This window comes from Streptomyces sp. NPDC030840 (assembly GCF_055572015.1).
Window position 1 is genome coordinate 1 of the sequence record NZ_JBVIEE010000022.1, and the last position, 13870, is coordinate 13870.

At 69.5% G+C, this 13870-nt stretch carries 11 protein-coding genes; 3 read left to right on the forward strand and 8 right to left on the reverse strand.

Going from position 1 to position 13870, the window contains the following annotated elements:
* Positions 1-177 precede the first annotated feature (177 nt).
* Positions 178-450, forward strand: coding sequence for a hypothetical protein (locus tag ACZ49J_RS34540; RefSeq protein WP_467454485.1), 273 nt, complete (start codon positions 178-180; stop codon positions 448-450).
* A 985-nt stretch (positions 451-1435) separates the two neighbouring features.
* On the opposite strand, the gene ACZ49J_RS34545 is transcribed toward ACZ49J_RS34540, so the two are convergent.
* From ACZ49J_RS34545 to ACZ49J_RS34580, 8 genes are read right to left on the reverse strand one after another with little or no spacing between them, the layout of a single operon-like run.
* Positions 1436-2044, reverse strand: coding sequence for a biotin transporter BioY (locus ACZ49J_RS34545; RefSeq protein WP_467454486.1), 609 nt, complete (start codon positions 2042-2044; stop codon positions 1436-1438).
* On the reverse strand, positions 2041-2973 hold the full coding sequence (locus ACZ49J_RS34550) for an HAD-IIA family hydrolase (RefSeq protein ID WP_467454487.1): 933 nt from the start codon (positions 2971-2973) through the stop codon (positions 2041-2043). Before ACZ49J_RS34550 ends, ACZ49J_RS34545 begins: the two co-directional genes overlap by 4 nt.
* Positions 2954-4429 carry a biotin carboxyl carrier protein gene (locus ACZ49J_RS34555; RefSeq protein ID WP_467454488.1) on the reverse strand — a complete coding sequence of 492 codons (1476 nt, stop codon included), beginning with the start codon at positions 4427-4429 and terminating at the stop codon, positions 2954-2956. The genes ACZ49J_RS34550 and ACZ49J_RS34555 overlap by 20 nt, the downstream gene beginning before the upstream one ends.
* Positions 4422-5786, reverse strand: a complete 1365-nt coding sequence (locus tag ACZ49J_RS34560) for an acetyl-CoA carboxylase biotin carboxylase subunit (protein WP_467454489.1) — start codon at positions 5784-5786, stop codon at positions 4422-4424. The genes ACZ49J_RS34555 and ACZ49J_RS34560 overlap by 8 nt, the downstream gene beginning before the upstream one ends.
* Positions 5783-6277, reverse strand: a complete 495-nt coding sequence (locus tag ACZ49J_RS34565) for an acetyl-CoA carboxylase biotin carboxyl carrier protein (protein ID WP_467454490.1) — start codon at positions 6275-6277, stop codon at positions 5783-5785. Before ACZ49J_RS34565 ends, ACZ49J_RS34560 begins: the two co-directional genes overlap by 4 nt.
* The gene (locus tag ACZ49J_RS34570; protein ID WP_467454491.1) at positions 6274-7374 is read right to left on the reverse strand and encodes a PEP/pyruvate-binding domain-containing protein; all 1101 of its coding nucleotides are present in this window, start codon (positions 7372-7374) and stop codon (positions 6274-6276) included. Before ACZ49J_RS34570 ends, ACZ49J_RS34565 begins: the two co-directional genes overlap by 4 nt.
* A 17-nt stretch (positions 7375-7391) precedes the next feature.
* Complete coding sequence (locus ACZ49J_RS34575; protein WP_467454492.1) at positions 7392-9212, reverse strand: PEP-utilizing enzyme; 1821 nt, start codon at positions 9210-9212, stop codon at positions 7392-7394.
* A gap of 60 nt (positions 9213-9272) precedes the next feature.
* Positions 9273-11348: an acetoacetate--CoA ligase gene (locus tag ACZ49J_RS34580; RefSeq protein WP_467454493.1), complete on the reverse strand. Its 2076-nt coding sequence runs from the start codon at positions 11346-11348 to the stop codon at positions 9273-9275.
* Positions 11349-11468: 120 nt separating this feature from the next.
* Between ACZ49J_RS34580 and ACZ49J_RS34585 the strand changes: the two genes are divergently transcribed.
* Entirely contained in the window at positions 11469-12281 is an 813-nt protein-coding gene (locus tag ACZ49J_RS34585) for an IclR family transcriptional regulator domain-containing protein (RefSeq protein ID WP_467454494.1), read from the forward strand.
* Between the two features lie 367 nt (positions 12282-12648).
* Positions 12649-13830 (forward strand): acyl-CoA dehydrogenase family protein, encoded by a 1182-nt coding sequence (locus ACZ49J_RS34590; protein WP_467454495.1) that lies wholly within the window; start codon positions 12649-12651, stop codon positions 13828-13830.
* The last annotated feature ends 40 nt before the right edge of the window (positions 13831-13870 follow it).

Here is a 13870-nt window from a genome sequence, read left to right on the forward strand (position 1 = left end):
CTGAACTGCTGGACCGGCACCTGCACCACCTGCCACCAACCCCTACCCAGCAGACCCACACCAAGATCAAGACAGACCTAACGGAGTCCTACTAGGCGGCTAACTAGCCGCCTAGCCGCACCGAGCGGAGCAACGTTCGTGCCCGACCTCTCCCACCACGCCCGTCGGCTACGCGAGATGGCCGACGCACTCGATGCGCAGTCCGAGCCCGCCGACGATCCACTCACTCCCCATCCCGACACTCTTGCGGTGATCGGCAACCGCCACATCAAACGCGGACAGCTCAACTACGCCGTCCCCGATGTCTTGCAACTCCAGCGGCGCATCCGCCGCTACAACGCCGACCAGGACATTCCCCACGGCGACATCGTCGCCCTGGCTCTCGACACCTGGCTTCGCGCCAAGGGCTACCCGCCCGATCTCAATCCGCCCCAGGCCGAAGCACCATAAGCGAACAGCCGAGCCAAATGCCGCTCGACTCCTCGCTGCACAGGCCTTCGTGTCACACCTGCTCCCCGACGAGCTTTCACTCCTTGGCCACGCGAGTAACAAATCGACTCGTACTTTCTGGAGCCCCCTTCTCATCATCGGCTCTTGTCAGAATGGTGCCCTTTCACTGGACGTCGAGCCGACGGCACCTGCCGCCGTGGGGTTTTGCACGGACCGAGCGACCAGGGTCGGCACAGGCAGACTCGTCACCACGAACAGGTTCACGATGTCTTCCCGATCCATAAATGATGTGACGCCGCTTCGCCGCATCGAGACTGTTGATGATCCATGACCGCGCCTGTTTGGTGATTTCTCCGCCAGCCACGATGTAGGCGTGATCGACCAGGACACGTCTGTTGAAGTGTGCTCGTCCTTCCAGCCACGGGCGAACTCGGCCCGGCACTTCACACGTCAACACCCGCCGCCACGGTTCGGGACGCTCGCGATGGCCTCGATGATCGACATCAGCGGGAAGCCGTCGTGCACCGTGATCCACGGCTGGGCCGCCACGTCCCGCAGCGTAAGCAGCGGCTTGGACGCCAGCCCATGGCCAGGAGACAAGGCGACATCGAGTCGCTCAGCAATGTAGTGGGAGTCACTGTGCGCGGCCGTGGAGGGCCGTGATCGAAGTGGTGGGCGAGGATGAGATCGTAGTGATGGCTAAGGGCCGGGGCGCGGTCCTGGGCGACGTCCTCGTCCGCGAGCGCCAGGCTGGTTTGGGGGGCTTCTCGCTGAGGGCTAAACCTTCTACCACGACCGCTGGGCGCCGGGTATCGTCCGCCTCGTCACCTCCTTTTCTCACACTCCCGAAGACATCGACCAGCTCCTGGACGCGGTCCGCCGCCGCACCCGCTGAGCACCGGCCGGAACCGGCCAGGCGCTTTGCGCAGCGCGCGGCGGCCGCGGCTCCGGCCGCACCAGGAACCTCGCAAGAGCACCGGCGTTTTCACTCTTCAGGGGCCCCTGTCGACGCCACGCCTCGCCAGACGAGTGGCAGCAGTCCTGCCGCCAGGGCAATCTTGAGCGCGTCGGTGATGAGGAACGGGGTGACTCCCAGCGCGATGGCCTGTTGGGCGCCGAGGTGCAGGTCCATCGCCAGCCACACGGTCCCGGCCAGGTAAATGACTGCGTTGCCCAGCGTCATCAGACCCACGGTGCCCAGGATGCCTCGGTCGTTGCCGCGGCGGGCGAGTTCGCCGACGAGGGTGGCGGCGAGGACGAACCCGACGACATAGCCGAAGCTGGGGCCGCCCAGACCGTGGGTGTGGTTGGCGAACCAGGGCACTCCGGCGGCGCCGGCGGCGAGATAGAGCAGCATGGCCGACGCCCCGCGAACGGCACCGAGCGCGGTGCCGACCAGCAGGACCGCGAGGGTCTGGAGGGTGAAGGGCACGGGGCTGAGCGGAGTGTGCACGGAGACCTGGGCGCAGAGGCCGGTGAGGCCCGCGCCGCCGACGACGAGAAGAGTGTCCCGCAGGAGGGAGGATCCGGGGACGAGGTCGGCAAGGACTCCGGGATGGGCGCTCGGTCGCAGGGAGGCGGTCGTGGTGGTCATGTCGGTACGGGTCCGTTCTCGATGGGGTGGGAGTTCAGGGCGGGCAACAGGGTGGTCAGCCCGCCCACACCCTCGACGGTGAGATGCGGGCGCTGCTCCGTGGGCAGCGTGGCGAAGTGGTTCGCCGCGTGGATGCCGGTGGTTACGGCGATGCCGAGAGCCCCGGCACGCCGGGCCATCGCCATCTCCAGTTCCGGGTCGTCTCCGACGACGGCGAGGTGTTGCCGGGCGACGCCCAGTCGGCGCGCGGCGCAACGCAGGCCGGTCAGCGACGGCTTGCCCACGACCTGTTCGGTGACGCCCGTGACACTGCTGATCATGGCGCAGATGGCCCGGGAGGTGCCCAGTGCCCGACCGTCGGCGCTGGCGAAGAACACCGACTGTGAGCTGCTGTACAGGGTGGCGCCTCCGAAGACGGCGTGGCAGGCGGTTTCCAGGTCGTCCATGGTGAACTCGCGGTACCAGCCGACGAGCACGGCGTCGGCTTCCGGCTTGCCCTTGGACTCGACGATCTCGATGCCGGCTTGGTGAAGCGGCTCCTTGAGGCCGTCGCCGCCGAGCACCAGCGCGCTGCGGTGTCCCATGGCCAGGAAGTGGTCGACGGCGCTGGTCGCCGGAGTGAGCATGGCATCGTCCGGCAGGTCGAACCCGATGCGGCGCAGCGTTTCGGCGTAGGCCGCCGGGGTGCGGGTGGTGCCGTTGGTGAAGGTGACCCAGGGCAGGCCGCGGGCGGTGAGGTCGGCGGTGACTTCCAAGGCTCCGGGGAGGGGGGTGAGCCCGTGGTTGCGCCGGTCGCCCAGGACGAGCGTGCCGTCCATGTCGAAGACGACGCCCCGGATGGCCCGCAGACGGCCAGTCAGGTCGTCGGTCTCATCCGCCGCTTCGGTGGTCACGCAGGCGGCAGCCTCGTCAGACGGGTCGGCGGTCACGGTGCAGCTCCAGTCGGAAGTCGGGCCGGTCGAGGATCAGTTCGGGTGTCGCCGGGCGTGTCCGCAGACCGTGGAGCAGGTCGAGCACCGGTTTGACGTCGGGGTTGTAGTGCCGTTGGGCCGGACCGGCGGCCACCATGGCGTCCACCTGTTCTGCCGGCATGGTGGCCCGCAGCAGCAGTTCTTCGTCGCTGATCCCGCGCGGGAGGCGCCGGCGCAGTTCGGCGACGGTGGGCGGGGGCGGTTCGGCGGCGAGTTCCTTCGCTCGTGGCCGTCCCAGGATGCGGTCGGCGACCTGCGGGTCCACGGGGGCGGTGGGGCGGCCGAAGCTGCCCAGCACGTACCGGATCACCGGGTCGGAGACGTTCTCGTAGCGTTCGGTGCCGATCACGTTGTAGAGGGCCTGGGTGCACACCATCTGCGGGAACGGGGTGACCATGATGGGGTGGCCGAGTTCGGCGCGGACGCGGGTCACCTCCTCGATGACCGCGTCGAAGCGGTCGCTGAAACCGAGTTCGTCGAGCTGCCGGTGCAGGGTGGTCATGACGCCGCCTGCGACCTGGTGGCGCATGAACGCGGCGTCGTAGTCCCGGGGACCGCCGACGGGCAGCCCCTCGGCCGCCGCCATGCCGTCGAAGTAGTCGGCGACCACGCCCAGCAGCCGGTCGTCGACGTCCACGGTGTGGCCGATTTCGCGCAGATTGGCCACGACCTGCTGGGCGTTGGGCAGGGACGTGCCGCCCGCAAGAGCCCCGCAGGCCACCTGCAGGGCCTGTACGCCCAGGTCGGCAGCCTTGAGGTAGGTCAGGCCCGGCAGACCGATCGTGCAGTGGGAGTGCAGCTCAAGCGGTGTGCCGGCGAGCTTGCCAAGGACGGCCGGGATCAGTGTGGCGGCGCGTTCCGGAGTCAGCAGTCCGCCGGGGTCCTTGATGTAGACCCGGTCGATGTCCGGGCAGTCGTCCATCTGCGCCGCGAGCGAGGCGTAGTGGGCGTCGTCGTGGACGTCGCTGACGGTGAAGGTCAGTGCTCCGACGATCTCGGTGGCTCCGGCTGCTCGGATCATGCGGGCGGACTCGCGTACGGCGTCCATGTCGTGCATGGGGTCCAGGACGACGTAGCGGGTGACCCCGTTGGCCACCAGCCGGTCGTAGACCAGTTGCATGAACTCGGGGTGTGCGACCTCCCAGGAGATGAAGCGCAGCCCGGTGCCGATGAACTGCAGAGGGGTGTTCGGCATGGCGCGGTGCGTCAGCCGTATCCGCTCCCATGGGTCCTCGCGGTGGGTGCGCACCGCCATGCCCATGTGGGTGCTGGAGGTGTAGTCGAGGGCGCGGAAGCCTACCCGGTCCAGGACCGGCGCGATCTGGAGGATCTTGCCGGTGTCGAGCCCGGTGGCGCTCCACAGGCTCTGGTTGCCGTCGCGCAGCGACACGTCGACGAGCTGGATGTCAGCCACGGCTGCTCCCTATCGGGTGGTCGCGCAGGAAGCGGGTGAACCAGGCGGTGTCCACGCCGCCCTCGGCGAACTCGGCCTCCGCCAGCACCTCTTGGTGCAGCGGGATATTGGTGCGGACCCCGGTGACCGCACACCGGGTGAGGGCAGCGCGCAGCCGTGCCAGCACGTCGGCGCGGTCCCGGCCGTGGACGATCAGCTTCGCGAGCAGGGAGTCGTAGTACGGCGGTACGCTCGCGCCCGCCTGGAGGTGTGTGTCGATCCGGATGCCGTCACCGAGCGGCCAGACCGCCTCGGTCACGGTGCCGGGGCTTGGCTGGAAGTCGCGGGCCCAGTCCTCGGCGTTGATCCGGCACTCGATGGCGTGTCCCGTGAAGGACACGTCCGCTTGCCCGAAGGAGAGCGAGCGTCCCTCGGCGACGGCGAGTTGCTCGGCGACGAGATCGAGTCCGGTGATGGCCTCGGTGACCGGGTGCTCGACCTGGATGCGGGCGTTCATCTCCAGGAAGTAGAAGGTGCCCCGGTCGACGTCGACGAGGAACTCGACCGTGCCCAGGCCCCGGTACTCCAGGTGCTTGCCGAGGGCCACCGCGGCTCGGTGCATCTCCTCGCGCAGGGCCGGGTCGAGGGCGGGCGCGGGCGCCTCCTCGATGAGCTTCTGGTAGCGGCGCTGCACGGAGCAGTCGCGGGTGCCGAGGTGAACGACGTTCTCGCCGTCCGCGATGAGCTGGACCTCCACGTGCCGCCCGGTGGCGACGAAGCGTTCGAGGTAGACGCGGGGGTCACCGAAGGCGGCGCCCGCCTCGGCGACGGCCAGATCGACGGTCGTGGACAGGTCCGCCGGATCGTGCACCTGCTTCATGCCCCGGCCGCCGCCACCGCCGACCGCCTTGATCAGCAGGGGGAAGCCGATCTCCGCGGCAAGCCGGGCCGCGTCGGCCGTGTCCTCCAGCGGCCCGCCGGGTACCACTGGCAGACCGGCCGCCACAGCGTGCCGACGGGCCTCCAACTTGTCGCCCACTGCGGCTAGTTGTTCCACCGTGGGGCCGATGAAGACCATCCCGGCCTTGGTGCAGCCCCGGGCCAGCCGCTGGTTCTCGGAGAGGAAGCCGTATCCGGGATGGATGGCGTCGGCGCCGGCGGTTTTCGCCGCCGTGAGGACGGCGTCCACGTCCAGGTAGCTGGCCGAGGGCGGGGCGGGGCCGAGGCGCACCACTCGGTCGGCCAGCCGTGCCGGTACGGAGTCGAGGTCGGCGTCGGAGGCGGCGAGCACCGCCTCGATGCCGAGCCGCCTGCACGTGCGGATGATGCGCAGGGCGATCTCACCCCGGTTGGCGATCAGAACGCGTCGCAGGATCACGGCGCCACCCCTGTCGCCAGTGTGTCGATGAACATGAGCACGGCACCCTGCTCGGCGAACTCGCCGTCCCCCAAGACGATTTCGGCCACCGTGCCGGAGGCCTCCGCGTACACGGAGTTCATGAGTTTCATCGTCTCGACGATCCCGACGACGGTGGTCTCGGTGACCTCGTCCCCGATCTGGACGAAGGGGGCCGCGCCGGGCTTCGGCGCCCGGTAGAAGGCGCCGGGCAACGGTGTACGGACCCCGATCAGACCCTCGCGGGCGGGCTCAGTCTGCTTGTCCGCGGCACCCATGCCCTGGACCGCGGGTACTTCACGGCCATCGACCAGCACCGGTTCGGCTGTCGTGCGCGCGGACTGCGTCCACGCGCCGTCGTCGCCACGGCAAAGCGACAGCTCGAACCGACCCGTGCGCAGATGGAGGCGGTCGACCTCCATGCCGTCGATGATCCGCAGGATGTCCTGGACGTCCTCGCCGGTCAGGTTCACTTCGTACTCCCGCCGGGGCCGGAGCCCGCGCCGCCGAGCAGCGACAGGACGTGGTCGAACGCCCTGACCTTCGGCGCGGCCGTCGGGGCCTTCTCGCGGCTCGCCCAGACGGTCTCGGGACGGCTTTGGAGCAGGTAGATGTTGTGGCCGGGGACGAGGTTGCGGGAGATCGCCCACTCGATGTCCTGGGGTGCTCCGTAGTGGGACTCGACCTGTCGGCCGAGCCGTACGAGTTCGTGGATCTCCTCGTCGGACAGGCAGGGTTCGTCCCGGAGGTATTCCGGTACGTCCTCTTCCAGCACACCGGAGCCGCTGGGGTCCATCCGGTGCTGTCGCAGCTTCGCCGAGACGGTACGGGAGCAGATGTCTCCGGTCACCTTGCCGACCACGTACTTGTCGGGTGTCACGTCACCGCTGACGAGAGCGGACCCCAGGCCCCAGGACGCTTCCAGTGCGACGACCGAGCGGTCCCCCGTGAGCGGGCTGCGGGTGAACATGACACCGGCGCAGCGCGGGTCGATCATGCGCTGGACGACGACGGCCATGGCGAGGTCGTGTTCCGGCAGGCCGAGGCGACGCCGGTAGCTGACCGACTCGACGCTGTAGAGGCTGGCCCAGCAGCGGCGGACGTTCTCGACGAGGGAGTCCTCGCCGCGCACCCACAGGTAGGTGTCCTGGAGGCCGGCGAAGCTGGCGTCCTCCGCGTCTTCGCTGGTGGCGCTGGAGCGTACGGCGACGGGGGCGGGCTCACCCGGATTGTCGGACTCGCTGTCCAGGTCGCGGTAGTGGCCGCGGATCGCCGCCGCCACCTCTTCGGGCAGTTCGGCCGCCTCGATGCACTCCCTGACGGGTGTGACCACGCGGGTGATCGCCTCGGTGTCCTCGGAGTCCAGCGCCTCAATTGCGGTGCGGATCCCGCCGTCCGGGTCGAGGGCGCCGAGGAAGGCCTCGAAGGCCGTGGTGGTGACGACGTAGCCGGGCGGTACGGGGGCGCCGGCGAAGGTGAGTTCGCCGAGGCTCGCGCCCTTGCCGCCGACCGTGGGCCGGTCCGTCAGCCGCAGTTCCGCGAACCGGCGGACATGGGGTGAGGTGTTCATGGTTGTGCTCCCCAGGCTCAGTCGAGGATGGTGACGATGCCGCGGTCGCCGTCCACGCGCAGCCGCTGGCCGGTAGTGATCCGCTTGGTGGCGTGGCCGGTGCCGACGACGGCGGGCAGCCCGTACTCACGGGCCACGATCGCCGCGTGCGACATGGTGCCGCCGATGTCCGAGACGGCGGCCGCGATCTTGCCGAAGACCGGGCCCCAGCTGGGCGCGGTCACCGGACAGACCAGCACCTCGCCCTCCCGGACCTGGCCGATGTCGTTGGCGCTGAGCAGCACCCGGGCGGTGCCCTCGACGACGCCCGGCGAGGCGGCGAAGCCGCGTACCTCGTGATCGCCGTCCGCGGTCGGTGTGGACCAGGCCTGGATGGTCTCGGCGGTGATGCCCCACAGCATGCGGACCGCCGGGTCGTTGAGTGCCTCGGGGACAGGTCCCAGCGCGGGCGGCGGGGACCAGCCCGCGAGGGCGTCCAGCATCCGCTTGCGCTCGGCGACCGTCTCGCGCATGTGCACCGAGCCCACCGGCTTGCTCCCGGCCGCCCAAGCGAGCATCACGTCCGTCAGAGCCTGGCCGACCTCGGTGTGGTTCAGCTGGAAGACGTCCTCGGCGTCGGCCAGGACCCCGTGGTCATGGAGCAGCTCACCGAACTCGCGGACCTTGGCGAAGAACTTGGTGGTGAAGTAGTGCTCGCAGTAGAAGTTGTGGTCCTCGACGAAGGGGAACACCACCCGGGCCAGGCCCAGCATCTGGTCGAAGGCGGCCTGCTCCTCCTCTCCGGCCAGCAGGGAGCGGTACTCCTGGGCGATGCGTTCGCGCTCGGCCGTGAGCTGTTCGGTGGGGCGGTCGAGCAGTTCGCCCCTCCTGGCCTGGTCGACATAGCCGGGCAGCGCCGCGAACGGCACCGTGAGGTCGTCGTTCCAGCTGCGGTGGTGATGGTAGAAACCGGCGCCGGTCGACATGTTGAACCACGGCTCGCGCGCGGCGTCCATCGCCTCCAGCCAGCGCCGGCCGCCGTCCCCGCGGGCGGCGAGCGCGGCCAGCACCTTCTCCGGCTCGCAGCCCTCGACGAAGAGATCGTCGACACCGTACTCGACCGCCAGCTTCGCCAGCTTCTTCAGCTCGTCGTCCGGGCGGTAGAGGATGACGTCGATCCCCGCGACCATGCGGGCCACGTCCTGGTCGGGGATCTCCGGGAACGACGTCTTGCAGAACTCGAAGAACACGACGTAGGCGCCGTAGCCGAGCATCAGGAACTCGGAGTGGTGGTGCCACATCTTGGAGTACAGGTCGATCAGCCGGTGGTAGTTCTCCCGGACGTAGTGGTTCTGGGCCACGCCCTTGGCCTGGAACACGACCTCCGGGTCCTCGAACTCGGGCAGCCGGGGCACCTCGATCCGCTGCACCTCGTCGATCAGCCCGGTGATGCGGGCGACCCAGCCCTGGTAGAGGTCGTCCCAGTTCTCGTAGTAGTACCCCGCCCGCTCACTGAACTCCGCGAGCCTGCGTTGAATCTCCTCGGGGTCTGTGACCGGGTTGGCGGTGATGTAGACCCGGCCGTTGACGATGCGGTGCTCGATGCCGAGCGTGGTGGGGAAGACGAACAGGCGTGCCGTGTTCGCGCCGAGAGCGGTGTAGGGCGCCTCGGCGGTGATGGCGTCGAACGCGGGCATCGGCTCGGGGAAGTGCATCGCGTTGTAGAACCAGAACCGCTGGTCGTCGCCGGGCTGGAACCGGGTGTAGTACGGGTACATCGACGCCCAGCCTTCGGCGCCCGCGACGTCGGTCAGTTCCGAGGGCAGTGGGAAGCGGGGGGTGGGTCTGGCATCGTTCACGGGGCTCTCCAGGGTGTGCGGCTCAGGCGGTAGGGAGCGGGGATCCGAGGGTGGGGCGGCTCAGACGGTGGCAGTGGCCAGGGGGTAGTCGCGCTGGGTACGGGCGTAGCGGGCGAGGGCGTCTAGCGCGCGAGGGTCGGCGACCGCGCTGCGGTCGGCCGCCTGTTCGACGGGGGTGCCGAGCAGGATGCGGCGCGCCGGCACCTCAAGCTTCTTGCCGGTCAGAGTGGTCGGGACGGCCGGGACCTGGATGATGCGGTCCGGTACGTGCCGGGGGCTGTACTCGCGGCGAAGCCGGTCCCGGATCGTCTGCTGGAGGCCGGCATCGAGCGTGACGCCGTCGGTCAGGGCGACGAACAGCGGCATGAAGAACTTCTCGTCCGGCAGGTCGAGGCTGACCACCAGAGCTCCCGAGACCTGGTCGAGGGCTTCGACGACCCGGTAGATCTCCGCGGTGCCGATGCGCACACCCTGCCGGTTGAGAGTGGCGTCGGCGCGGCCAAGGACGAAGCAGCCGCCGCGAGCGTTGACCTTGAAGAAGTCGCCGTGTCGCCAGACGCCCGGAAAGTCCTCGAAGTACGTACGGCGGTACCGCTCGTCCCCGTCCGGGCCCCAGAACGTGACCGGCATGGACGGCAGCGGCTCCGTTATCACCAGCTCGCCGACCTCGTCCACGACCTGGCGGCCGTGCTCGTCGTAGGCGTACGCGGCGACCCCCAGCGAGCGGGCCTGCATCTCGCCGGCGTACACGGGCAGGGTGGGCACACCGCCCACGAAGCCTGTGCAGCAGTCGGTGCCGCCGCTGCCGGTGGCGATCCACAGGTCCGCCGTGACGTTGCCGTAGAACCAGGCCGTGCACTGGGGCGACACCGGCGAACCGGCGGGCATGACCGTGCGCAGGGCGGACAGGTCGTAGCGTTCGCCGGGGACGATGCCGGCCTTGGCCATGAGGTCGACGTAGGCGGGGCTGGCGCCGAAGAAGGTGGTCCGGGTGTCCTGCGCGATCCGCCACAGCACGTCCGGCTCCGGGTGGGCCGGATTCCCGTCGTAGAGCACCGGGCAGGCGCCGACCAGCAGGGAGCTGATCAGGAAGTTCCACATCATCCAGCCGGTGGTGGTGAAGAACAGCGGCCGGTCGCCCTCGCGCAGGTCCATGTGGAAGGTCTGCAGCTTCAGCTGCTCCAGCAGGATGCCGCCGTGCCCGTGCACGATCGCCTTGGGCAGTCCCGTCGTACCGGAGGAGAAGAGCACCCACAGCGGGTGGTCGAAGGGGACGTGCTCGAAGTCGAAGTCTTCGGCGGGAACGGGCGGGTGGTCCAGGACCTCGTCCCAGCGCAGTCCGCCGACGGCCAGCGGCTCGTTGTCCCCGTCGTCGAGGACGGAAAGGTGGATCACGCGCTCCAGGCCGGGAAGCGCGTCGGCGATGCGGCGCACCTCGTCCCGGCGGTCGAAGGTCTTTCCGCCGTAGCGGTAGCCGTCGACGCAGAACAGGACCTTCGGCCTGAGCTGGCCGAACCGGTCGATGACGCCTCGCGACCCGAAGTCGGGGGAAGCGCTCGCCCATACGGCCCCGATGGCCGTCGTCGCGAGCATCGCGATCGCGGCCTGAGGCACGTTCGGCAGATATCCGCAGACCCGGTCGCCGGGGCGTACGCCGAGCGCCCGCAACCGGGTCGCCAGGACGCGCACCCGGCCCGCGAAGTCCTCCCACGGAAGGCCGACGGGAGCGGCGCTCTCGGAGCCGAACACCACGGCGTCAGTGCCCGACCGTTCGTTTCGCAGGACGTGCTCGGCGTAGTTCAGCCGCGCCCCGGGAAACCACCGCGCCCCCGGCATGTCCCGGCCGTCGAGCACCGAGGAGTAGGGGGTCGTCGACCGAATGCCAAGGTAGTCCCACAGGGCGCCCCAGAATCCCTCCAGGTCGGTGACGGACCAGTTCCACAGCTCGTCGTATCCGTCGAACCGCAGCCCCCGTTCCCGGGACAGCCAATCCGCGAACCGCGTGACATTGGCCTCCGCGACCCGCCGCGGGCCGGGCGTCCACAGCAGCTCGCCTTCGGCCACCACGGCGGCCCCGCCGGCTGCGCCGTGTGCCCGACCAGCGGCAGGGAAGCCCCCTGCTGTCTCGACGGTCATGTCGCCTCCTCGCGTCAGTGGAGGAACGGTCCCCGACGAGCCGGGACGCGAGCAACAGTTCCCTGCTAGCTTTTCACCTGGTGAAATCCGCTCTCCATCTTCGCAGGTGAGGGTCGCCTCATGCGGCAGTACCAGGTGAAAACGATCAGCTCGCTCGAGCGCGGCCTACGGGTGCTGAAGGCCCTGGAGGAGATGCGTGCCGCCAGCCTGCACGACCTGCACCAGGTCACCGGCATCCCCAAAGCCACCCTGATCCGCATCCTCCACACCTGCAACCAGGAGGGCCTGGTCTGGCAGCGGCTCGCCGACGGGGCGTTCGTCGCAAGCCTCAGACCCCAGAGGGCCCCGTACAACGACGTCGAATGGCTCGGCGAGCTGGCGTCGTCGGTCCTGGAGGAGCTGTGCGAGCGCGTGATGTGGCCGTCGGTGCTGACCGTGCCCCGGCTGGACTACATGGAGACGATCGACACCAACAGCCCCAGGGCGTACTTCGACGAGGTGGTCCCCGTCGCGCCCATCGGTTTCCGTTCGCACATGCTGCTCGGTGCCTCGGGCCGGGCCTACATCGCCTTCTGCGCCGAGCGGGAGCGGGAGGCGGTCCTGCGCCGCCTGCGCGAGCACGACGCTCCGGGCAACGCGTACGCGCACGATCCGGGCTGGCTGCGGCGTCTGCTGGCGACCACCCGGTCCCGCGGATACAGCGTGCGCGCACCGGAGTACGACTTCGACGGTCGCAACTCGATCGCCGTACCGATCCGCCTGCACGGCGAGGTACTGGGATGCGTCAACGTGACCTGGCGCAAGACGGTCATGTCCGCGCAGGAAGTGGCGCGGCGCCACCTGGACGACCTGCGGGCCGCGGTGCACCGGATCGAAGAGCGGGCTTCGGCGGCCGTCCCGCACCGACACGGGCACCACGGCGACGAGATCTGAAGACGAGCAAAGAGACCATACGCCGTCTTCCAGTCTCCCCCAGCCACCGGAAAGGCTATGCGCCAGGCCACGGTGCCTGCCGGATGCGTGGCGAGCCGGGCCAGGACCGTGGCTGCGGTCTCCGCCTCCACCGCTACCGTCCCGGGTAGCCGAACCGCGGCGTCCAGTCGCAGATCCGGCGCCGCGCTGTTCGCGGCCTCCCGCAGGGCAGTCGGCAGGGGATCCGATAAACGCTTGCACGCATGCAATGGTTGCATGGAACGCTCCTAGCGTGCAACCATTGCATGCGTGCAAGCAGTCACGGTCATCCTCTCGTGCCACAGCGGCCGCTGACCGCCTTCCCCCTGTTGTGGCCCGAGGTGAGGTTATGAGCATCCAGTCCGGAGTGGACCAGGCAGCCCGCGAGGAGCTTCTCAAACGCGCCGCCGCGTTGGCCCCCGCGCTGAGGCAGCGCGCGCAGGCCGCGGAAGACGCCTCGCAGGTCTCCCAGGAGACGATGCAGGACATCATCGATGCCGAGCTGGTGCGCATCGGTACCCCGATCAAGTTCGGGGGCCTCGACGTGGACGTCGCCACCATGTACGAGGTCGCCATGGAGTTCTCCCGCTCCTGCCCGTCCACGGGCTGGGTGTACGTCCTGCAGGCGCTGCACGCCTACTGGATGGGCTTCTGGTCGATGGAGGCCCAGGAAGAGGTCTTCGCCGACGGGCCCGACATGCTCTCCGCCAGCGTCCAGCTCGGCGTGAAGTCCGAGTGGCGCAAGGTCCCGGGCGGGTACCGGGTCTCCGGCCATGGGAAGTTCGCCAGCGGCTGCGACCACTCCCAGTGGATGTTCGTCGTGGCCCCCGGACAGGAGGGCATCCGGCAGTTCATCCTGCCCCGCAGCGACTACACCATCGACGCCGGCAGCTGGGACGTCTCCGGCCTGCGCGGCACCGGCAGCAAGGACGTCCTCATCGAGGACGCCTTCGTGCCGGAGCACCGGGGCAAGATCCCGCGACCCCCGGTGGACTTCGAGCGGGACCCGGACCTGGAGCGCGCGTACGGCTACCACCGGCAGCGGCGCTACCTCGCCCCGATGTCGACCTTGCAGGACCTGACCTGTGTCGCGATCGGCGGCGCGCAGGGGGCGGCGGAGGAGCTCATCGCCCGGACCCGCGGCACCTCCGGCAGCGTGAAGAGCGCCGACTCCACCATGGTGCAGACCCAGATCGCGGAGGCCACGGTGGAGGTGGCGGCCGCCCGGTCCATGCTGCTGGAGGACATGGAGGTGGCCCAGCGCATCGGCGAGGCCGGCGACTACCCCTCCATCGAGCACCTCACCGTCCACCTGCGGAACCGCGGCTACGGCTGCAAGCTCTCGGTGCAGGCCGTCAACCGCATATTCGACCTGGGCGGCGCCCGCTCGCTGTCCACGAAGGACCCGCTGCAGCGCCTCCACCGCGACGTCCACGCCGCCACCCACGGGCCGTTGGGTAACTTCAACATCGCCTCCCAGCCCTACGCCCGCGCGGTGCTGGGGCTGGACCCCCTCGGGCTCCGCCTCTGACCCCGACCCGCGGCGCGGCACGCCTCGGCGGCCGCCGCCC

What these genes read in the sequence shown, in the direction of transcription:
- ACZ49J_RS34540 (WP_467454485.1), top strand. Translation starts at nt 178, where the DNA reads ATGGCCGACGCACTCGATGCGCAGTCCGAGCCCGCCGACGATCCACTC.
- ACZ49J_RS34545 (WP_467454486.1), bottom strand. Translation starts at nt 2,044, where the DNA reads ATGACCACCACGACCGCCTCCCTGCGACCGAGCGCCCATCCCGGAGTC.
- ACZ49J_RS34570 (WP_467454491.1), bottom strand. Translation starts at nt 7,374, where the DNA reads ATGAACACCTCACCCCATGTCCGCCGGTTCGCGGAACTGCGGCTGACG.
- ACZ49J_RS34580 (WP_467454493.1), bottom strand. Translation starts at nt 11,348, where the DNA reads ATGACCGTCGAGACAGCAGGGGGCTTCCCTGCCGCTGGTCGGGCACAC.
- ACZ49J_RS34585 (WP_467454494.1), top strand. Translation starts at nt 11,469, where the DNA reads ATGCGGCAGTACCAGGTGAAAACGATCAGCTCGCTCGAGCGCGGCCTA.
- ACZ49J_RS34590 (WP_467454495.1), top strand. Translation starts at nt 12,649, where the DNA reads ATGAGCATCCAGTCCGGAGTGGACCAGGCAGCCCGCGAGGAGCTTCTC.